The sequence below is a fragment of the Pseudonocardia halophobica genome, from assembly GCF_050948485.1.
GTDB lineage: Bacteria > Actinomycetota > Actinomycetes > Mycobacteriales > Pseudonocardiaceae > Pseudonocardia > Pseudonocardia halophobica.
Genome location: NZ_CP192046.1, coordinates 1,794,132 through 1,814,549 on the forward strand (window position 1 = coordinate 1,794,132; position 20,418 = coordinate 1,814,549).

General features: G+C 75.1%; 16 protein-coding genes, 1 tRNA gene and 2 pseudogenes. 13 read left to right on the top strand and 6 right to left on the bottom strand.

The features are described 5' to 3' along the window. Positions 1 to 7: 7 nt before the first annotated feature. From ACQP04_RS08645 to ACQP04_RS08665, 5 genes are read left to right on the top strand one after another with little or no spacing between them, the layout of a single operon-like run. Positions 8 to 1,987, top strand: a complete 1,980-nt coding sequence (locus tag ACQP04_RS08645) for a biotin carboxylase N-terminal domain-containing protein (RefSeq protein ID WP_433506533.1) — start codon at positions 8 to 10, stop codon at positions 1,985 to 1,987. Further along, positions 1,984 to 3,483 carry a class I adenylate-forming enzyme family protein gene (locus tag ACQP04_RS08650; RefSeq protein WP_433506534.1) on the top strand — a complete coding sequence of 500 codons (1,500 nt, stop codon included), beginning with the start codon at positions 1,984 to 1,986 and terminating at the stop codon, positions 3,481 to 3,483. The genes ACQP04_RS08645 and ACQP04_RS08650 overlap by 4 nt, the downstream gene beginning before the upstream one ends. Further along, entirely contained in the window at positions 3,480 to 4,256 is a 777-nt protein-coding gene (locus tag ACQP04_RS08655; RefSeq protein ID WP_433506535.1) for an enoyl-CoA hydratase/isomerase family protein, read from the top strand. The genes ACQP04_RS08650 and ACQP04_RS08655 overlap by 4 nt, the downstream gene beginning before the upstream one ends. A 2-nt stretch (positions 4,257 to 4,258) precedes the next feature. Next, positions 4,259 to 5,065: a TIGR03084 family metal-binding protein gene (locus ACQP04_RS08660; RefSeq protein WP_433506536.1), complete on the top strand. Its 807-nt coding sequence runs from the start codon at positions 4,259 to 4,261 to the stop codon at positions 5,063 to 5,065. Then, positions 5,062 to 6,807 (top strand): acyclic terpene utilization AtuA family protein, encoded by a 1,746-nt coding sequence (locus ACQP04_RS08665; protein WP_433506537.1) that lies wholly within the window; start codon positions 5,062 to 5,064, stop codon positions 6,805 to 6,807. The genes ACQP04_RS08660 and ACQP04_RS08665 overlap by 4 nt, the downstream gene beginning before the upstream one ends. 29 nt (positions 6,808 to 6,836) lie before the next feature. Here the strand turns inward: ACQP04_RS08665 and ACQP04_RS08670 are convergent, their stop codons facing one another. From ACQP04_RS08670 to ACQP04_RS08680, 3 genes are all read right to left on the bottom strand, one after another. Further along, entirely contained in the window at positions 6,837 to 7,670 is an 834-nt protein-coding gene (locus tag ACQP04_RS08670; RefSeq protein ID WP_433506538.1) for an alpha/beta fold hydrolase, read from the bottom strand. 84 nt (positions 7,671 to 7,754) lie between these two features. Then, entirely contained in the window at positions 7,755 to 8,654 is a 900-nt protein-coding gene (locus tag ACQP04_RS08675; RefSeq protein WP_433506539.1) for an alpha/beta fold hydrolase, read from the bottom strand. Positions 8,655 to 8,715: 61 nt separating this feature from the next. After that, the gene (locus ACQP04_RS08680; RefSeq protein ID WP_433506540.1) at positions 8,716 to 9,159 is read right to left on the bottom strand and encodes an Lrp/AsnC family transcriptional regulator; all 444 of its coding nucleotides are present in this window, start codon (positions 9,157 to 9,159) and stop codon (positions 8,716 to 8,718) included. Between the two features lie 167 nt (positions 9,160 to 9,326). Between ACQP04_RS08680 and ACQP04_RS08685 the strand changes: the two genes are divergently transcribed. Then, positions 9,327 to 12,776 carry an indolepyruvate ferredoxin oxidoreductase family protein gene (locus tag ACQP04_RS08685; protein WP_433506541.1) on the top strand — a complete coding sequence of 1,150 codons (3,450 nt, stop codon included), beginning with the start codon at positions 9,327 to 9,329 and terminating at the stop codon, positions 12,774 to 12,776. On the opposite strand, the gene ACQP04_RS08690 is transcribed toward ACQP04_RS08685, so the two are convergent. After that, complete coding sequence (locus tag ACQP04_RS08690; RefSeq protein ID WP_433506542.1) at positions 12,704 to 13,330, bottom strand: PucR family transcriptional regulator; 627 nt, start codon at positions 13,328 to 13,330, stop codon at positions 12,704 to 12,706. The genes ACQP04_RS08685 and ACQP04_RS08690 overlap by 73 nt on opposite strands. A 139-nt stretch (positions 13,331 to 13,469) precedes the next feature. Here ACQP04_RS08690 and ACQP04_RS08695 point away from each other — a divergent pair. Beyond that, positions 13,470 to 13,795, top strand: a pseudogene (locus ACQP04_RS08695) (FAD-linked oxidase C-terminal domain-containing protein); the annotation flags it as partial. A gap of 28 nt (positions 13,796 to 13,823) precedes the next feature. Beyond that, positions 13,824 to 15,152 (top strand): MFS transporter, encoded by a 1,329-nt coding sequence (locus tag ACQP04_RS08700; RefSeq protein WP_433506543.1) that lies wholly within the window; start codon positions 13,824 to 13,826, stop codon positions 15,150 to 15,152. Between the two features lie 18 nt (positions 15,153 to 15,170). Here the strand turns inward: ACQP04_RS08700 and ACQP04_RS08705 are convergent, their stop codons facing one another. Then, positions 15,171 to 15,917 carry a Mut7-C RNAse domain-containing protein gene (locus ACQP04_RS08705; RefSeq protein WP_433506544.1) on the bottom strand — a complete coding sequence of 249 codons (747 nt, stop codon included), beginning with the start codon at positions 15,915 to 15,917 and terminating at the stop codon, positions 15,171 to 15,173. Positions 15,918 to 16,024: 107 nt separating this feature from the next. On the opposite strand from ACQP04_RS08705, the gene ACQP04_RS08710 reads away from it, so the two are divergent. The 5 genes and pseudogenes from ACQP04_RS08710 to ACQP04_RS08730 form a co-directional block, all read left to right on the top strand. Next, complete coding sequence (locus ACQP04_RS08710) at positions 16,025 to 16,720, top strand: RibD family protein (RefSeq protein ID WP_433508333.1); 696 nt, start codon at positions 16,025 to 16,027, stop codon at positions 16,718 to 16,720. Continuing rightward, positions 16,713 to 17,684, top strand: a complete 972-nt coding sequence (locus ACQP04_RS08715; RefSeq protein WP_433506545.1) for a dehydrogenase — start codon at positions 16,713 to 16,715, stop codon at positions 17,682 to 17,684. The genes ACQP04_RS08710 and ACQP04_RS08715 overlap by 8 nt, the downstream gene beginning before the upstream one ends. Before the next feature lie 18 nt (positions 17,685 to 17,702). Further along, on the top strand, positions 17,703 to 18,104 hold the full coding sequence (locus ACQP04_RS08720) for a 6-pyruvoyl trahydropterin synthase family protein (protein ID WP_433506546.1): 402 nt from the start codon (positions 17,703 to 17,705) through the stop codon (positions 18,102 to 18,104). Continuing rightward, a complete protein-coding gene (locus tag ACQP04_RS08725; RefSeq protein WP_433506547.1) occupies positions 18,101 to 19,150 on the top strand; it encodes a glycosyltransferase family 4 protein in 1,050 nt (349 codons plus the stop codon). Before ACQP04_RS08720 ends, ACQP04_RS08725 begins: the two co-directional genes overlap by 4 nt. 206 nt (positions 19,151 to 19,356) lie before the next feature. Continuing rightward, positions 19,357 to 20,073 (top strand): annotated as a pseudogene (locus ACQP04_RS08730) (lysylphosphatidylglycerol synthase domain-containing protein); the annotation flags it as partial. 235 nt (positions 20,074 to 20,308) lie between these two features. Here the strand turns inward: ACQP04_RS08730 and ACQP04_RS08735 are convergent. Further along, a tRNA-Leu gene (locus ACQP04_RS08735) sits at positions 20,309 to 20,392 on the bottom strand. Between the last annotated feature and the right edge of the window lie 26 nt (positions 20,393 to 20,418).

Here is a 20,418-nt window from a genome sequence, read left to right on the forward strand (position 1 = left end):
CGCCCCCATGTCAACGAGCACGATCCAGAAATTGCTGATCGCGAACCGCGGGGAGATCGCCGCGCGGGTCATGCGCACCGCCCACGCCCTCGGCATCGCCACCGTGGCCGTGTACTCCGACCCCGATGCGGACGCCCCGTTCGTCCGGCTCGCCGACGAGGCGGTGCGCCTCCCCGGTGCGGTCCCGGCGGACACCTACCTGCGCGGCGACCTGGTGATCGAGGCGGCCCGCGCGACGGGTGCGGACGCGGTCCACCCCGGCTACGGGTTCCTGTCGGAGAACGCCGGGTTCGCCCGGGACTGCGCCGCGGCCGGGCTGACCTTCGTCGGGCCCTCGCCGGAGGCCATCGCCTCGATGGGCTCGAAGCTCGAGGCCAAGGCGCTCATGGACAAGGCGGGCGTGCCGGTCCTGCCCGGGGCGACCGTCGGTCCCGACACGGACCTGGGCGCGGTCGCCGCCGACATCGGCTTCCCCGTGCTGGTCAAGGCCGCGTTCGGCGGCGGCGGCCGGGGCATGCGCGTCGTCCACGACCCGGCGGAGCTGGCCGACGCCGTGGAGGGCGCGCGGCGGGAGGCGGCGTCGGCGTTCGGCGACGGGACGGTGTTCCTGGAGCGGTTCGTCGTCGACCCCCGGCACGTCGAGGTGCAGATCGTCGGCGACACCCACGGCGAGGTCGTGCACGTGTTCGAGCGCGAGTGCTCGATCCAGCGGCGCTACCAGAAGATCGTGGAGGAGAGCCCCTCGCCGGCGGTCGACGACGCTCTGCGCGCCGAGCTCGGCGCCGCTGCGGTCGCCGCCGGGAAGGCGATCGGGTACACCGGCGCCGGGACCGTCGAGTTCGTCCTCGACCAGGACGGGAGGTTCTTCTTCCTCGAGGTCAACACCCGGCTGCAGGTGGAGCACCCCGTCACCGAGCTGGTCACCGGCCTGGACCTGGTGGCGCTGCAACTGCGGGTGGCCGAGGGCGAGCCGTTGCCGCCGGAGGTGACCGGCGCCGTGCTCGACGGGCACGCGATCGAGGTGCGGCTCTACGCCGAGGACGTTCCCGCCGGGTTCCTGCCCGCCACCGGCACCCTGCACCGCTTCCGCATCCCGGAGCTGCCCGGTGTCCGGCTGGACACCGGGGTCGAGGACGGCTCCGTCGTCAGCCCGCACTACGACCCCATGCTCGCCAAGGTGATCGCCCACGGCCGCACCCGCGCCGAGGCCGCCCGCACCCTGGCCCGGGCGTTGCAGCGGGCGGAGATCCACGGCGTCACGACCAACCGGGACCTGCTCGTCGACATCCTCCGCGAGCCCGGGTTCCTCGCCGGCCGCACCGACACCGGCTACCTGACCAGGCACTCCGTGCTCGTGAGTGGCGATCGTCGCCCTGGCGACCATCGCCACCCACAGGCCCTGGCGGCGGCTCTGGCGAGCCAGGCGGCGAACCGGGGCGAGGCGCGGGTGCTGGGCGGGCTCCCGAGCGGGTGGCGGAACGTCGGCGGGATGCCGCAGCGGGTGGCCTACACCGTGGGCGAGGCGACGCTGGAGGTCGCGTACGCGTTCCGGCGGGGCGGGTTGACGGCCTCGGTGAACGGCGAGCGGCTCGCGGTGCGCCTCCTCGCCGCGACGCCCGAGGCCGTCGAGCTGGAGGTCGACGGGGTGCGGCGCCGGTACGCCGTGCACCGCGTGCCCGGCTGGTCCTTCGTCGACGGGCCGGACGGGTCCGCCGCCCTCGCCGAGGTGCCCCGCTTCGCCGACCCCGACGCGGTCGCCCACGCCGGGTCGCTGCTCGCCCCGATGCCGGGCGGCGTGGTCCGGGTGCTCGCGGCCCCCGGCGACACCGTCTCGGCCGGTCAGGCCCTCGTCGTCCTCGAGGCGATGAAGATGGAGCACACCGTGGCCGCACCCGTCGACGGCGTGGTCGGCGAGGTCCACGTGGGGGCCGGCGACCAGGTGGAGACGGGCCAGGTGCTGGCCGTGGTCGAGGAGGAGGCGTCGTGAACATCGCCGGGCTGCTGCGGCGCGCCGCGGCCGACCACGCGGGCCAGGTCGCCCTCCGGCTCGACGACACCGAGATCGGGTACGCCCAGTTCGCCGAGCGGGGCGGCCGGTTCGCCGCCTACCTGCGGGCGACCGGGGTCGAGCCCGGCGAGCGGATCGGCTTCTTCCTGCCCAACTGCCTGGAGTACCTGATCGGGCTGCTCGGCACCTGGCAGGCCGGTGCGGTCGGCGTCCCGCTGAACTACCTGTTCCCCGACGCCCCGCTGCGGCACGCGATCGAGGACTCGGGGGTGACCCGGCTCGTCGCCCCGCCCGGCGAGGTCGAGCGGCTGAAGACCCTGCTCGGCGGGGGCGGCCCGGAGATCCTCACCACCGGCCCCGACGGCGGTTTCGCCCGCATCCTGGCCGCGCACGAGCCCGTCCACGACGTGGTGCCGCGGCTGGACCGGGACGACGCGCTGCTCATGTACACGTCCGGCTCGACGGGCGTGCCCAAGGGCGTGCGGCAGACCCACCGCAACACCACCGCCCAGGTCGACGGCGTGATCGACCTCTACGAGCTCACCGCGGCCGACCACGTGCTCAACTGCATGCCGCTGTTCCACGTGGGCGGGCTGCAACTGGCGAGCCTGCCGATCCTGCTGCGCGGCGGGCAGATCACGTTCATGCCGCGCTGGGACGTCACCGTGTGGCTCGACCTCGCGCAGCGGCTGCGGCCCACGTACGGCGGCCTGATCTCCACGATGATGATCGACGTCGGCAACCGGACGGCCGCGAACCCCGTCGTCCTCGACTCCTTCCGGATCTGCATGTTCGGCGGCTCCCGCACGCCCACGGCGGCGATCGAGCGGCTGGAGGCCGGCACCGGGATCCGGGGCGTCGAGATCTACGGGCAGACCGAGCAGAGCGGGCTCGTGGTGTCCTACGCCGCGGGCGACCCGAGGCGCCCCGACTCGATGGGCACGCCGTTGGAGCAGGTCGTGCGGACCCGGCTCGTGCCGGTCGACGGCGGGCCCGACCTGCGGCCCGGCGACGAGGGCGTGGGCGAGCTGTGGGTGCAGGGCGACGCGGTGACGCCGGGGTACTGGGGGATCGAGGCCTCGGAGAAGTGGTCGGACGGCTGGTTCCGCACCGGCGACCTCATGTCCGCCGACGCCGACGGCTACCTGTACTACGTGGACCGGATCGACGACATGATCGTCTCCGGCGGCGAGAACGTGTTCCCGCAGATGGTCGAGGAGCACCTCGCGAACCACCCCGACCTCGCCGAGGTGGCGGTGATCGGCACGGCCCACGAGCGCTGGGTGGAGCAGGTGACCGCGGTCGTCGTCCCGACGCGGCCGGACGTGACCGCCGAGCAGATCGCCGAGTGGTGCGCCACCAACCCCGACCTGCGCGGCATGCACAAGCCCCGGCGGATCGAGATCGTCGACGCCCTGCCGCGCACCGGCAGCGGCAAGCTGAACCGCCCCGAGCTGAGGAAGAGGTTCCCGTGAGCGAGACCCTGACCGACGTGGTGACCTACGAGGTCGTCGACGGGATCGCCTGGCTCACCATCGACCGGCCCGAGGCACGCAACGCGCTGAGCAAGGCGGTCCGCGACGGGCTGTGGGAGGGCACGCACCGGTTCGTCGCCGACGACTCCGCCGCCGTCCTCGTGCTCACCGGCGCCGGCGACAAGGCCTTCTGCGCCGGCGGCGACCTGAAGGAGATGGCGGAGACCTCGCTGGAGATCCCGCCGCCGGACTTCCTGCCGCAGTTCGGGCGCAACGTCGAGGTGCCGAAGCCGACGATCGCGGCGGTCAACGGGGTGGCCTACGCCGGCGGGTTCCTGCTGGCCCAGCAGTGCGACCTGGTCGTGGCCGCCGAGCACGCCCGGTTCGCCGTCACCGAGGTGAAGGTGGGCCGGGGCTCGCCGTGGGCCGCGCCGCTGTCCTGGCTGGTCCCCCCGCGCGTCGCGCTGGAGATCCTGCTGACCGGCGACCCCCTCGACGCGACCCGGGCGCGCGAGGTCGGCCTGGTCAACCAGGTCGTGCCGGGAGGAGAGTTGCGGGCGCGCACGCAGGAACTCGCCCGGCGGATCGCGGCCAACGCGCCGCTGTCCGTGCGGGCCGCGAAGCGCACGGCGTACCTCTCGGCGGAGTGCACCCGCGCGGAGGCGTACGACCGGGCGGAGGAGATCTGGGCGCCGGTCTACCGGTCGGCGGACGCCCAGGAGGGGCCGGCCGCGTTCCGCGACAAGCGGACCCCGGTCTGGAAGGGGAGATAGCGATGCCCGTCTCGATGACCGCGCTGGCGGACGACCTCGCGGCCGAGTCCGCGGAGCTGCGCGCGATCCTGGCGCCGCTGGACCACCACGGCTGGGCCCGCGAGACCCCCGCCGAGGGGTGGACGATCGCCGACCAGGTGTCCCACCTGGCCTACTTCGACGACGTCGCGCTGCAGTCCGCCACGGACCCCGAGGCGTTCCGCGCCGAGCTGGAGCGGATCGAGACCGAGGGCGGCGTGAACCCCGACGCGGTGGCGGCCCGGTTCCGCGACCTGTCCGGCGGCGAGCTGCTGCGCTGGTTCGACCTGTCCCGGGAGCGGCTGATCGAGGCGTTCCGGGGCCTCGACCCCGGGCTGCGCGTGCCGTGGTTCGGCCCGCCGATGAGCGCGGCGTCGTCGCTCACCGCCCGGATCATGGAGACCTGGGCGCACGGGCAGGACGTGGCCGACGCGCTCGGCGTGGTCCGCGAGCCCAGCGCCCGGCTGCGGCACGTGGCCCACATCGGGGTCGGGGCGCGGGCGTTCAGCTACGCGCTGCACGGTCGCGAGCTGCCGGCCGCGCCGATCCGGGTGGAGCTCGACGCGCCGGACGGCTCGCTGTGGACCTGGGGTCCGGAGGACGCGGCGGACCGGATCACCGGCACCGCCCTGGACTTCGCCCTGCTCATCACGCAGCGGCGGCACCGGGACGACCTCGCACTCGTCGTGACCGGCCCGGCCGCGGAGGAGTGGGTGGAGATCGGCCAGGCCTTCGCCGGGGAGCCCGGGACGGGCCGCGAGCCGGGGCTGTTCGTGGGAGGTTCTGCATGACCGGCCGGATCACGCCGGCCGAGAGCGACCGGCCGGTCCGCATCGGGAACTGCTCGGGCTTCTACGGGGACCGGCTGCGGGCGGCGCGCGAGATGGTCGAGGGCGGGCCGATCGACGTCCTGTGCGGGGACTACCTCGCCGAGCTGACGATGCTGATCCTGGCCAAGGCACAGGCCAAGGACCCCGCCGCGGGCTACGCGCGGACGTTCCTGACCCAGATGGAGGACGTCCTCGGGACCTGCCTCGAGAAGGGGATCAAGGTCGTGTCGAACGCCGGCGGGCTCAACCCGGCCGGCCTGGCCGCGGCGATCGAGGCGCTCGGCACCGAGGCCAAGGTCGCGTACGTCGAGGGCGACGACCTGCGCGGATCGCTGGGCGCGGTCGACCCGCCGGTGGACGGCAAGCCGGTGTCCGCCAACGCCTACCTGGGCGGCTGGGGCATCGCCGAGGCGCTCGCGGCCGGGGCGGACGTCGTGGTCACGGGCCGGGTCACGGACGCGTCGCTCGTCGTCGGGCCGGCGGCGTGGTGGCACGGCTGGGGCCGGGAGGACTTCGACGCCCTGGCCGGCGCGGTGGTCGCCGGGCACGTGATCGAGTGCGGGCCCCAGGCCACCGGCGGCAACTACGCGTTCCTCGACGAGATCACCGACCGCCGCTACCCGGGCTTCCCGATCGCCGAGGTCGCCGTGGACGGCTCGTCGGTGATCACCAAGCATCCCGGCACCGGCGGGCTGGTCTCGGTCGGCACGGTCACCGCGCAGCTGCTCTACGAGATCGCGGCGCCCGCCTACCTCGGCCCGGACTGCACCACGCACTTCGACACGATCCGGCTGGAGGCCGACGGCGAGCACCGGGTCGCGATCTCCGGCGTCCGCGGGAGCGCGCCACCGGCCACGTTGAAGGTCGCGCTCAACGACGCCGGCGGCTACCGCAACACGATGACGCTCGTGCTCACCGGTCTGGACATCGAGGCCAAGGCGGCGTTCGCGGAGGAGCTGCTGTTCGACGTCCTCGGCGGGCGGGAGCGGTTCGCCGAGGTCGACGTCCGGCTGCTGCGGTTCGACACCCCCGACGCCCCGTCCAACGAACGGGCCACGGCGCACCTGCGGATCACGGTCAAGGACCCCGACCCGCGCACGGTCGGCCGGGCCTTCTCCAACGCCACGATGGAGCTTGCCCTGGGCGGGTACGCGGGCTTCCACACCACCACGCCGCCGAGCGCCGAGTCCGCCTACGGCGTGTACCGGCCGGCCGCCGTGCCGCGGGAGGCCGTCACACACACTGTCGTCCTGCCCGGCGGGAAGCGGCGCGTCGTCGCGGACCCGCCGGTGGCGACGGCGGGCACCGGACCAGCCGCCGGGTCCTCGACCCCAGCAGAGATCGACCACAGCCGACCCGGCGGCCCCACGCGACCGGCGCCACTCGGCACCGTCTGCGGGGCGCGGTCCGGCGACAAGGGCGGCGACGCGAACGTCGGCGTCTGGACCCGCAGCGACGAGGCCTACGCCTGGCTGCGGGCGTTCCTCACGCCGGAGAAGGCCCGGGAGCTGCTCGGGCCGGAGGCCGCGGAGCTGCCGATCGACGTGCACCCCCTGCCGAACCTGCGGGCCCTCAACGTCGTGGTGCACGGGATCCTCGGCGAGGGCGTGGCCTCCTCCACCCGGCCGGACCCGCAGGCCAAGGGCCTGGGGGAGTACCTGCGCAGCCGGGTCGTCGAGATCCCGGAGGCCCTGCTCGGTTAGATCAGCCCGAGAAGTTCAGCCCGGGTGGGTCAGGGGTGGGCCGGCACCGGGTCGCCGGCACGTCCCGGGACGGTGTCGGGCGCGGTGACCTCGAGGATCGTGCGGACCACCAGCGCCGGGTCGTCGTACATCGGCACGTGCCCCACGCCGGGCAGCCGGACGCGCTGCGCCGCCGGGAACAGGGTGCGGAAGCGCTCGGCGTAGCGCGGGGCGGGCAACAGCCGGTCCTGCGCGGACCAGGCGATCCGCACCGGCACGTCCGGCGCGGGCACGGTGAAGTCGTAGTCGATCGCCGAGCGCAGCAGCGGGCGCAGGAAGCGGCATCGGGCGTTGTCGCGCAGGAAGGCGGCGGCCTCCGCCGGCTCCAGCCGGTCGCCGTGCTCCACGCCGAGCCGCAGCAGCGCCTTGCGTGCGGGCGCGAGCCGCACCGCCCGGTCCAGGTGTCGCTCGGTGCGCCGGGCCAGGTCGTGTGCCGGTACCAGCAGCCGCCAGACCCGGTGGACCTCGTCGCTGTCCGGCAGCCAGCCACCGGCCGGGGACAGCGCGACCACCGAGAGCGCCCGGCCACGGGCGGCCAGCTCGAGGGCCAGCCAGCCGCCGAGCGAGTTGCCCACCAGGTGCGCCCGCGCGATCCCGGCCGCGTCGAGGGCCGCCTCCACGCCGTCGACCAGCGCGGGGACGGTCGGGCGCACCCGCACCGGGAAGATCTCGCCGCCGACGTGGCCGCGCAGGGCGACCGTCCGGACGTCGTGCCGGGCCCGCAGGCCGGGCAGCACGCGGGCCCAGGCGTGCACGCTGCCGCCGAGCCCGTGCAGGCACACCAGGGGCTCGCGAACGGGCTCGCGGGCGTGCGGGTCGGCCATCCGGGCTCCTCCGTCGTCAGGTGAACGACAGGGGAATCGCCGCAACGGCCGGGAATGTCACACGCCGGGCCGGATCCGGGCCGATCAGGCGGGCGGAACCACCCGGTCGAGCCACCCCGACAGGTCGGCGACGACCTCGTCCCGGTTGGTCTCGTTGAACACCTCGTGCCGGGCGCCCGGCCAGATCCGCACGGTCACGTCCTTGAGCCCGGCCGCCGCGAGCCGGTCCGTGAGCGGGTGCAGCAACGCGAGTCCGCCGTTGACCGGGTCGGCGTCGCCGACCGTGACCAGGACCGGCAGGTCGGGCCGGATGCGCGCGACGCGGTCGGGGTCGGCCAGGACCCGGCCGCCCGCGAACATGGCCTTCGACCCGGGCACGTCGAGCCCGAAGCCGCAGGCCGGGTCCGCGACGTACTTGTCGACCTCCGCCTCGTCCCGGGAGAGCCACTCGTAGCCGGTGCGCTGCTCGAAGGGGGCGTTGAAGCCGGCGAGGTCGATCGGGCCGTCGAGGTCGAGGTTCGGCTCCAGGAGGTCGATCACGGCGGTGCCCGAGAGCACCAGCCCGTCGATCTCGCCGCTGTGGTCGATCACCCACTGCTGCGCGGCGAACGAGCCCATGCTGTGCCCGAGCAGGACGACCGGGACACCGGGGAAGGCGGCCTTCCCGGCGTCGAGCAGGATCCCGATGTCGTCGACCAGGCCCGTCCAGCCCGTGGTGCCCAGGACGCCGTGCCGCTCCGGGGTGCCGGCGGTGGCGCCGTGCCCGCGGTGGTCCTGGCCCTGCACCACGAAGCCGCGGCCGACGAGCGCCGCGGCCAGCCGGTCGTAGCGGCGCAGGTGCTCGCCCATGCCGTGGGTGAGCTGCACGATCCCGCGCGGGGTGCCGGCGGGCTCCCACCGGTAGGCGGTGACCTCGGTGCCGTCGCGGCCGGTGATCGTGAAGGTGGTCGGTGCTGGGGTCGGTGCTGGGGTCGGCTCGGTCACGGGACCTCCTCGTCGCGCTCGGGCGTGATCGTGGTCGGCGGCCCGCAGACGGGTCAAGGCTTCACGAGGCCCCGCGGTTCCACGCCCCCAGCACGAGCAGCGTCTTCGTGCCGGTGACCGTGCCGGCGGTGCGCAGGGTGTCGATGACCTCCTGCAGGTGGGCGACGTCCCGGACCCGGACCCGGACCAGCGCGTCCGGGTCGCCGGCGATGGTGAAGATCGACTGCACCTCCGGCACGGTGCTGGCGGTGGCGACGATGTCGGGGACCCGGGTGGTGCCGGCGTACCGCAGCTCGGTGAAGGCCTCGACGGCCCAGCCGAGCTTCGCGTGGTCGATCTGCGCGGTGAAGCCGGTGATCACGCCGATCTCCTGCAGCCGGTCGACGCGGCGCTTCACCGCCGCCACCGACAGGCCGACGATCCCCGCCATGTCCGAGTAGGTGCGGCGGCCGTCCTCCTGGAGGAGGGCGAGCAGCCGGTGGTCGATGGCGTCGATCTCGGGCACGGGTGCTCCTCGCGCAAAGATTTCGGGTCGAGCCGAAGCATATCTGTCCCTGCTTTGCGTCTTGGCGGCCACTTCTCGGGACTTGCTTGCGTCCGCCCGGATCACTCCGGTGTGCTCGGCGACACGTGCGCCGGGAACCGGCGCCCCGGGAGCGACGGGAGCCGAGCTTGAGCATCGACACCACCGTGACCCTCGACGACCGCTACGCCGCCGAGCGCGGGCGCGTCCTCCTCACGGGCATCCAGGCGCTGGTGCGGCTGACCCTGGAGCAGCGCCGCCTCGACACCGCCCGCGGGTTCGACACGCGGGTGTTCGTGTCCGGCTACCAGGGCTCGCCGCTCGGCGGCCTGGACTCGGAGCTGCTGCGGTCCCGGCGCTTCCTCGACCCCGCGGGCGTGGTGTTCCAGCCCGGCGTGAACGAGGAGCTGGCCGCCACCGCGGTCGCCGGCACGCAGCTGCTCGGGGAGGTGCCGGGCCGCCGGCACGACGGCGTCGTCGGGCTCTGGTACGGCAAGAACCCCGGCCTCGACCGGGCCGCCGACGCCATCCGGCACGGCACCCTCGCGGGCACCGCCACGCTGGGCGGCGCGGTCGCCGTGATCGGCGACGACCCGGCGTCGAAGTCCTCGACGGTGCCCAGCTCGTGCGAGCCGATGGCGCAGAGCCTCGCGATGCCGCTGCTCGCGCCGGGCTCCGTGTCCGAGATCGTCGAAGTGGGGCTGCACGCCGTGGCGCTGTCCCGGGCGACCGGGCTGTGGACCGGGCTCAAGATCGTCGCGGACATCGCCGACGCCTCGGCGACGGTCGACGTCGAGGGCCTGCGGCTCGGGATCCCGATGCCGCCCGCGCGGCCGCGTCCGCCGGCCGGCGCGCTCCTCGGCCCGGCCGCCCTCGACGCCGAGCACGACATGCTCACCCGCCGCCTCGACCTCGCCCGTGCCTATACCCGAGAGGCCGGGCTCAACCGGGTCACCTTCACCGCGCGGCAGGCCCGGCTGGGGATCCTCGCGAGCGGCACCGGCTACGCGGTGGTGCTGCGGGCGCTCGAGGACCTCGGGCTCGACGAGGCCGCGCTCGACGACCTCGGCGTCCGGCTGATCCGCCTCGCCATGCCCTTCCCGGTCGACGCCGCCGAGCTCGCCGCGCACACGGCCGGCCTGGAGGAGGTCCTCGTCGTCGAGGACAAGGTGCCGTTCCTGGAGGGGCACCTCAAGGAGGCGCTCTACCGCGTGCCGGACGCGCCCCTGGTGATCGGGCGTCGCGACGAGCGCGACCGCCCCCTCCTCACGGCGCGCGGCCAGCTCGGCGCCGAGGACGTGGCGCGCGCGATCGCCACACGGATCGGGCCGGACCGGCTGCCCCGCACCGCCGCGGTGCATCTGTCCGCGATCGAGCCGAAGAAGCCGTCGCGGATCGGGCTGCCGATCGCGGGAGCGTCACGGACCCCCTACTTCTGCTCCGGCTGCCCGCACAACACCTCGACCCGGACCGGCGACGACACGCTGGTCGGCGTCGGCATCGGCTGCCACGCCATGATCGCGATCAACGGCGAGGGCCGCGGCCACCGGATCGGCCTGACCCAGATGGGCGGCGAGGGCGCCCAGTGGCTCGGCCTCGCCCCGTTCACCGACGACCGGCACTTCGTGCAGAACCTCGGCGACGGCACCTTCCACCACTCCGGCTCGCTGGCCGTGCGCGCGGCGGTGGCCGGCGGCGCGACCATGACGTTCAAGCTGCTCTACAACGACGCCGTCGCGATGACCGGCGGGCAGCAGGCCGTCGGGCGGCTGTCGGTCCCGGAGATCACCACGCTGCTGGCCACCGAGGGCGTCCGGCGGATCGTGATCACCACGGACGACCCGGGCACGTACCGCGGCGTCATGCTCGACCCCCTCGCCTCGGTGCGCCACCGCGACGAGTTCGCCGCCGCCGAGGCGGAGCTCGCGGCCCTCGACGGCGTCACCGTGCTGATCCACGACGACCGGTGCGCGGCGGAGGAGCGCCGGCTGCGCAAGCGCGGGACGCTGCCCACCCCGGCGGAGAAGGTCGTCGTCAACGAGCGGGTGTGCGAGGGCTGCGGCGACTGTGGGGACCAGTCGACGTGCCTGTCGGTGCAGCCGGTGGCGACGGAGTTCGGCCGCAAGACCCGGATCCACCAGCCCTCGTGCAACTCGGACCTCTCCTGCCTCAAGGGCGACTGCCCGTCGTTCCTGCTGGTGGAGCCGGGCACACGCCCGCGCCGCGAGGTCCCGCCGCTGCCCGTCGAGCTCGTCGAGCCCGAGCCGCGGTTCGACGGCAGCGAGACGCTGGTCCGGATGCCCGGCATCGGCGGGACCGGCGTGGTCACGGTCTCGCAGATCCTGCAGATGGCCGCGCACCTCGACGGCCGGTTCGCGGCCGGGCTGGAGCAGGTCGGGCTGGCGCAGAAGGGCGGCCCGGTCGTGTCCGACGTCCGGATCGCCAAGCAGCCGGTGCGCGGCTCGCTGCGCGCCTCCCGCGGCACCGCGGACGTGCTGATCGGCTTCGACCTGCTCGGTACGGCCGACGCGGCCAACCTCGCCGTCGCGCGGCCGGGGCACACGGTGGCCGCGGTGAACAGCGCGATCGTGCCGACGGCGGCGATGGTGACCGGTCGCGTGGTGCTGCCCGGCTCGCCGGACGACGCGTTGGAACGGATCGCCGCCGCGACCGGCGACGAGAACGTGCACGTCGACGCGCAGGGCCTGGCCGAGGCGCTCTTCGCCGACCACATGCCCACGAACATGCTGCTGCTCGGCGCGGCCTACCAGCACGGCTGCCTGCCGGTGAGCGCCGAGGCGATCGAGCAGGCGATCCGGCTCAACGGGGCCGCGGTGGAGAAGACCCTGGCCGCGTTCCGGTGGGGCCGGGCCGCGGTGCTCGACCGCGAGGCCGTCCTGGCCGCCGCGCTGCCCCCGGTCCGGGCGGCGGTGGAGGTCTCCGCCCGCTCCCGGGAGATCGCCGGGCTGATCTCGGAGGGCCTCGACGAGGCCGTCGCGGTCCGCGTCGAGGATCTCACCGGCTTCCAGGACGAGGCCCTCGCCGCCCGGTACGCCGAGGAGGTCCGCCGGGTCGCGGCGATCGCCGCGGAGAAGGCCGGCGCGGCCGGCGAGCGGGTCGCGGCCGCCTACGCCCGCGGGCTGCACAAGTTCCTGGCGTACAAGGACGAGTACGAGGTCGCGCGGCTGCACCTCGACCCGGTCGAGAAGGCGCGGCGCGAGGCCGAGTTCGGGCCCGACGCCGCCGTGTCGGTCCTGCTGCACCCGCCGGTGCTCCGGGCGCTGGGCATGAAGAACAAGATCCGGCTGTCCGGGCGCACGGCGGAGATCGCCTTCCGCGGCCTGCGCGCGGCGAAGGGCCTGCGCGGCACCCCGCTCGACGTCTTCGGCCTGGCCGGCGTCCGGCGCACCGAGCGGGCGCTGGTCGGGGAGTACCAGGCGCTGGTGCGGACGGCGCTGGAGTCGCTCACGCCGGACACGGTCGACCGGGTCGTCGAGATCGCCGACCTGGCCGACGAGGTCCGGGGCTACGAGGACATCAAGCTCGCGGCCGTCGAGCGGTTCCGGGCCAAGGCTGCGGATGCGCTGGCCGCCCTCTGACCCCGGGAGTGGCGGCGATGGTCGCCGGAGCGACCATCGCCACTCACAGGCGGGCGAGCAGGGCGTGCAGGTGCAGCGCGAGCCGGATCTCCAGCAGGCGGTCCGGGGCGCCAGCCCTCGCCGAGCAGCGCCGCGATGCGGTCGAGCCGCCGGTAGAGCGTGTTGGCGTGCACGTGCAGGGCCTCGCAGGTGCGGGCGTGGTGCTCGCCGTGGTCGAGGTAGGCCTGCAGGGTCGGGACGAGGTCGCGGCCGCGGTCCCGGTCGTGGTCCAGCAGCGGGCCGAGGGTGGCCTCGACGAAGGCGCACCCCTCGCCGCGGCCGGCCCGGCTGAACAGCGTCCGGTAGACGCCGAGCTCGGCGGCCAGGACCGGCCGCCCGGTGCGGCCGAGGGCGTGCAGCACCGCGGCGGTCTGCCGGGCGGTCTCGTGGGCGGTGCGCACCCCGGCCACCCCGCCGGCGCAGTCCGCGACGCCGGCGGCGACGTCGTCGGGGAGGCCCGCCGCGAGCCGGTCCCGCAGCCGCTCGGGCGCCGGCCGTGGATGCGCAGCGCCCACCCCGCCTCGGCCTCCGTCCGCGCCGGGTCGGCGCCGGCCAGGAGCAGCTCGGTCCGGTGGGCCTCGAGCTCGGCCGCGCCCCGGTCGTCGGCCAGCAGCTGCAGCCACGTCACGGGCGGGAGGCTATCTCCACACATCGGAGTTGCTGACGCGGATCGAGCGGACCGCGCAGCGGCACGCGATCACCATCGCCAACATCGCGCACGCCGGCGACGGCAACCTGCACCCGCTGCTGATCACCGACCCGGCGACGAGGCCGCCCGTCGGCGCGCCCAGGCCGCCTTCGACGACATCGTCGCCGACGCCCTCGCGCTCGGCGGCACCGTGACCGGGGAGCACGGCGTGGGCCTGCTCAAGAAGACGGGCCTGGAGGCGGAGCTGAGCCCCGCCGTGCTGGACCTGCACCGCTCCGTCAAGCGCGCACTCGATCCCCGGGGCATCCTCAACCCCGGCAAGGTCGTCTGACCCGATCCCCCTTGGGAAGGAACCTCGCATGAGCTCCGACACCGCCGTCGGGACCGAGGACCAGCTGGTCCGCTCCGGCGTACGCCGGGCCGGGCGCCGGCTCGTCCCCCTCCTGATCCTGCTGTACTTCGTGAACTACCTGGACCGCGTGAACATCGGGTTCGCCGGGCCCAACGGCATGAACGAGGACCTCGGCCTGTCCGCGACGATGTTCGGCGTCGCGGCCGGCGTGTTCTTCATCGGCTACCTGCTGCTCGAGGTGCCCAGCAACCTGATGCTGCACCGCTTCGGCGCCCGCCGGTGGATCGCGCGCATCCTCGTGACCTGGGGGATCATCGCCACGATCATGGCGTTCGCGCCGAACGCCACGGTGCTGATCGTGCTGCGCTTCCTGCTGGGCGTGGCCGAAGCGGGCTTCTTCCCCGGGATCATCCTCTACCTCACGTACTGGTTCCCGGCCGCGCAGCGGGCGCGGATGACCGCGTGGTTCATGACCGCGATCCCGGTCTCCACCGCGCTCGGCGCCGTCGTCTCGTCCCTGATCATCGAGCACGGCGACGGGCTGTTCGGGCTGGCCGGCTGGCGGGTGATGTTCCTGCTGGAGGGGATCCCGGCGGTGCTGCTCGCCGTCGTCGTCTGGTTCTCCCTCACCGACCGGCCCGCGGCGGCCGGGTGGATGCCGCAGGCCGAGAAGGACGCGCTCGAGCGCGCCCTCGCGGCGGAGGGCCGGGAGGTCTCCGAGGCCGGGCCGAAGTCCGTGCTCGGGGCGCTGAAGAGCCCGCGGGTCCTGGCCCTGTCCTGGGTGTACTTCGGCGTGGTCTACGGCCTCTACGCGCTCGGCTTCTTCCTGCCGACGATCATCAAGGGCTTCTCCGCGCAGTACGGCACCCACTTCACCACCGTGCAGCAGGGGCTGATCAACGCCATCCCGTACGCCGTCGGGCTGGTCGCCATGATCGTGTGGACCCGGCGCTCGACCAACCCGACGATCCGGGTGGCGGTGCCGGCGCTGGTCGGCGGCGTGGCGATCCCCGTGGCGCTCTACCTGTCGAACCCGTGGCTGGCGATGGTCGCCGTGACGATCTGCGCGTGCGGCGTGCTGGCGGCCCTGCCCGGCTTCTGGTCGCTGCCCACCGCGTACCTGACCGGTGCGGCCGCGGCGGCCGGCATCGGCCTGATCAACTCGCTGGGGAACCTGTCCGGGTTCGTGGCCCCGTACGTCACGGGCGCGCTGTCCGACGCCACCGGCAACAACAAGATCGGGCTGTGGGTGGTCGGGGCCTGCATGGTCTCCGCGGCCGTGGTGACCTGGCTGCTCCGCCGCACGCGGAGAGGCGCCGCGGCGCCCGCGGAGTGACCGTTCGGGGGTGACCTCTCAAGGGCGGCGCCGCCGGACCACGGCGCGCGCCGCCCCCACGATCCGCTCCAGGCCCTCCGCGTGGGCGCCCTGCCAGTAGACCCGCCCGCAGGAGCGGCACCGGGCGAACTCGGCGTAGGTGCGCCGGGTCCCGGGCCGGAGCTCGCCGGCCACCTCCTCGGGGGTCGCCGGGGCCAGGTCGCCGTTGCAGGCGGTGCAGCGGGTCGAGGGGGCGAGCGGCGGGGCGAAGCGGTCGAGGACGTCGGCGAGCTGGTCGTCCGGGCGGTCGCCGCGCACGTGCGCGCCGGCCCAGAGCGCGCGGCGCATCAGCAGGCCGCGGTCCTGGGTGAGCACGATCCGGTGCTGCGCGGCGCCGTCGCGGACCAGCTCCGCGTCGGCGGCGTCGTTGCGGTAGGCGGCGTCGATCCCGAGCACCCGCAGCCGGCGGGCCAGGGTCCCCAACCCGACGTCGAGCAGGAAGCCGGTCGCGCCCGGCACCTCCTGCGGCCGGTCCACGGGCAGGATCGCGACCTCGGCCCCCGGCACCGGGCGGTCCTGCGGGGCGGCCGGACGATCGTCGAGCCGCAGTGCCCCGACCTCGGTGAGCGGGATCCCGAGGCTCTGCACCACGTGCCCGAGCGTGGCGTCGCCGTCCCACGCCACGGTCGCGCGGGCGCGGCGGCGCTCCCGCGGGAGGAACGACCACAGCGCCGGGTCGGTGCGCACGTCCAGCATCCCCGGCGTGCGCGGCTCCGGGCCGGGCATCCTCCCGACGCTACCGGCGGCCGGGGGACCCGCACTGCGCCGTCCGGGGCAGTCCCCGCACGCCGCGTGGCACGCGGGCTTCCCGAGACGGCACGATGCGGAACGTGATGGACCGCCCGTACGTGATCGCCTCGGCGGCGGTGTCCCTCGACGGCTACATCGACGACGTCGCCGAGGCGCGGCTGATCCTGTCCGACGAGGAGGACCTCGACCGCGTCGACGAGGTGCGGGCCTGGGCCGACGCGGTGCTGGTCGGGGCCAACACCATCCGCACCGACGATCCCCGGCTGCTCGTCCGCTCCGCCGAGCGGCGCCGAGCCCGGGTCGCGCAGGGCCGGCCCGAGTCGCCGGCCAAGGTCACGCTGACCCGGTGCGGCAAGGTCGATCCCGGGGCGCGCTTCTTCACCACGGGCGACACCGAGCGGTACGTCTACACCTGCGACGCCACGGTCGAGGAGGTGCGGTCGAAGCTCGGCGGCGTCGCGACCGTCGTCGGCGCGGGGGACCCGCTCGAGCTCCCGCGCATGCTCGCCGACCTGCGGGAACGCGGCGTCGAGCGGCTGATGGTCGAGGGCGGCGGGGCGGTCCACACCCTCTTCCTCGCCGCCGACGCCGTCGACGAGCTGCACGTGGTCTACGCGCCCTTCTTCGTCGGGCAGCGCGACGCCCCGCGGTTCGTCAACCCCGCCGACTTCCCGCAGGGCCCCGCCTCGCGCATGCGGCTGGTGAGCTCTCGGCAGATCGGCGACCTCATGCTGCTGTGTTATCGGCCGCGGAACGATCGAACGGCGCAGGATGACTGAGCGCGCGCTCTTCCTCGACGCGCCGGGGAAGGTCTCCCTGCACGAGGTCGAGGTGCCGCGGCCCGGGCCGGACGAGGTGCTGGTCCGCACCCTGCACTCCGGCGTCAGCCGCGGCACCGAGGCGCTGGTGTTCCGCGGCGGGGTGCCGGAGAGCCAGCGCGCGGTGATGCGGGCGCCCTTCCAGGAGGGCGACTTCCCGGCGCCGGTGAAGTACGGGTACCTCAACGTCGGGGTGGTCGAGGAGGGCCCGTCCGGCCTGGTCGGGCGCGCGGTGTTCTGCCTGTACCCGCACCAGACCCGCTACGTCGTGCCCGCGTCGGCCGTGACCCCGGTGCCGGACGGGACGCCGCCGGAGCGCGCGGTGCTCGGCGGCACGGTGGAGACCGCGGTCAACGCCTTGTGGGACGCCGCGCCGCTGGTGGGCGACCGGATCGCCGTCGTCGGGGGCGGGATGGTGGGGTGCTGCGTCGCCGCGCTGCTCGTGGGGATCCCGGGCGTCCGCGTCCAGCTCGTCGACCCGTTGCCGGCCCGCGCCGCGGTCGCCGACGCGCTCGGCGTCGCGTGGGTCCCGCCGGAGGAGGCGGCCGACGGCTGCGACCTCGTGGTGCACACCAGCGCCACCGAGGCGGGGCTCGCCCGGTCCCTGGAGCTGCTCGGGCCGGAGGGCGAGGTCGTCGAGATGTCCTGGTACGGCGACCGCCCCGTGCGGGTGCCGCTGGGCGAGGCCTTCCATCCCGGCAGGCTGACCATTCGCAGCAGCCAGGTCGGCATGGTCTCGGCCGCCCGGCGCTCCCGTAGGACCTTCGGCGACCGGATCGCCCTCGCGCTGCGCCTGCTGGCCGATCCGCGGTACGACGCCTTGGTCACGAGCGAGGGGTCGTTCCCCGGGCTGCCCGCGGACCTGCCGCGGATTCTCGCCGACGGCGGTGAACCGTCCGGGCTCCTCCACCGTGTCACCTACTGACACCGCGAGGAGGAGCAGTTGTTCGGGATCACCGTCCGCGACCACATGATGGTCGCCCACAGCTTCCGCGGCGAGGTCTTCGGACCGGCGCAGCGGCTGCACGGCGCCACGTTCGTGGTCGACGCGACCTTCCGGCGCGCCGAGCTCGACGCCGACGACCTCGTCGTCGACATCGGGCTGGCCACCACGGCCCTGCAGGCGGTGCTCGGCGAGCTCACCTACCGCAACCTCGACGACGACCCCGCCTTCGCCGGCCGCAACACCTCCACGGAGTTCCTGGCCAAGGTCGTCGCCGACCGGCTGGCCGAGCGCGTGGCCGCCGGTGAGCTGGGGGAGGGCGCCCGCGGCCTGGAGGGCATCGCGGTGACGCTGCACGAGTCCCACGTGGCATGGGCGACGTACGAGCGGCCCCTTCCGTGACGGTGGCCGCACCGGTGGTGGCGGCCGTGCTGCCCGCCGACGTCGACGACCCGCAGCGGCCCAGCGGCGGCAACGTGTACGACCGCCGCGTCCTGGCCGGGCTCGCGGGGGTGCGCGAGATCGCGGCGGGCGGCGCGTGGCCGCACCCGTCGCCGGCCGACCGGGCGGCGCTCGCGGCCTCGCTGGGAGCCCTCCCCGACGGTGCCGTGGTGCTCCTCGACGGGCTGGTGGCCTGCGGGGTCCCCGAGGTGGTGGTGCCGGAGGCGGGGCGGTTGCGGCCGGTGGTGCTGGTGCACCTGCCGCTCGCCGACGAGGCCGGCGCCGATCCCGCGCTCGCCGAGCGGGAGCGGGCGGTGCTGGGCGCCGCCGCCTCGGTCGTCGCGACGAGTGCGTGGTCGGCCGCGCGGCTCGCCGCCCTGCACGGCCTGCGCGACGTCCCGGTGGTCACCCCCGGCGCGGACCCCGCGCCCCTCGCCGCGGGCTCGGACGGCACGAGCCTGCTCTGCGTGGGCTCGGTGACGCCGACCAAGGGCCAGGACCTGCTGGTCGGCGCGCTGGCCGAGATCGCCTCCCGGCCGTGGCGCTGCCGGCTGGTGGGCCCGCTCGGCCGGGCGCCGTCGCACGTCGAGCTGGTCCGGGGCGAGCTGGAGCGGCACGACCTCTCCGACCGGGTCCCGCTCGACGGCCCGCTCACCGGCGCGGACCTCGACGAGGCCTACGCCGCCGCCGACCTGCTCGTCCTGCCCTCGCGCGCCGAGGCCTTCGGGATGGTGGTGCTGGAGGCGCTGGCGCGGGGGATCCCGGTGCTCGCCACGGACGTCGGCGGGGTGCGGGAGGCCCTCGGCACCACGGCGTCCGGCGAGCTGCCCGGCCTGCTCGTCGCGCCCGACGCGCAGTCCCTCGCGGCCGGCCTGGCCGAATGGCTCGACGACCCGGCCCTGCGCGACCGCCTCCGCGAGGCCGCCCACGAGCGCCGGGGGACGGTTCCGGGCTGGGACGTCCCCTCGACCGCCCTCGCCGCGGTCCTCGAGGGGGTGCGGTCGTGAGCGCCCCCGTCCTGCCGACCCCGGCACCGCAGTACGGATCCACAACGTCCTCAGGTCCTGCTGCTGAGACGCGTGATGGAGCCGTGGCGCGCTGCGTGGGTGTTGCGTGGCGGGCGGTGCGGCCGGTGCTGGGGTCGTCGCGGATCCGGACGGCCGCGGCGGTGGCGCTGCTCGCCGTCGTGATCTGGCGGCTGGGCGCGGGTCCGGTGCTCGACGGGCTGCGCGCGCTCGACCTCGAGGCTGTCGTCGCGGCCCTCCTGATCGGCGCCGCGACGACGCTCTGCGGCGCCGCCCGCTGGGTCCTGGTCGCCCGGCGCCTCGGAATGCCGCTGCGCCTGGGCCCGGCCGTGGCGCACTGCTACCGGGCCCTGTTCCTCAACTCGGTGCTGCCGGCCGGGATCCTCGGGGACGTCGGCCGGGCCGTCGAGCACGGACGCGCGGTCGGCGACGTCGGCCGCGGCGCCCGGGCCGTGATGCTGGAGAAGGTCGCGGGCCAGATCGCGCTGGTGGTGGTCGGGACGGTCGTGCTGGTCGCCGAGCCCGCCGTCCTCTCCGCGCTGTCCGTGCCGGCCCAGGTCTGGGGTCCGGCGCTCGGCGTGCTCGGCGCGGCCGCCGTCGTCGCGCTGCGCGTCCGCCGGGTCCGGAGCGGCCTGGGGACCCTGCTCGCCGACGCCCGCCGCAGCCTCCTCGCCCGCGACGCCTGGCCCGGTGTGGCCCTGCTCTCCCTCGCCGCGCTCGCCGGCTACCTGGGCCTGTTCCTGGTCGCCGCCCGCACAGTCGGCGCGACCGCCCCGACGACGCAGCTGCTCCCGCTCCTGGTGCTGGCCCTGTTCGTGATGGGCCTGCCGGTCAACGTCGGCGGGTTCGGGCCGCGCGAGGCCGTCGCCGCCGTCGCGTTCGGCGCGGTCGGTCTCGGTGCCGCCCAGGGCCTGTCCGCCGCCGTCGCCTACGGCGTCCTGACGGTGGTGAGCACCCTCCCCGGCGGCCTGGTCCTCCTCGCCGGGCTCCTCCGGCGCGCCCGTCCCGCTCGCCACCTCACCACCGCCACGGCGACAGCAGCAGCCACCGCCACAGCCACGGCCTGGTCGACGGAACGCCCGAGAACGACGAGACCCCGGTCCACGCGGACCGGGGTCGTGATCGGGGAGATGTTCTCTGTGTCCGAGGGGGGACTTGAACCCCCACCCCCTACTCGGGGACTAGCACCTCAAGCTAGCGCGTCTGCCATTCCGCCACTCGGACCTGCACCGCCCGGGCCCTGCCCGGTG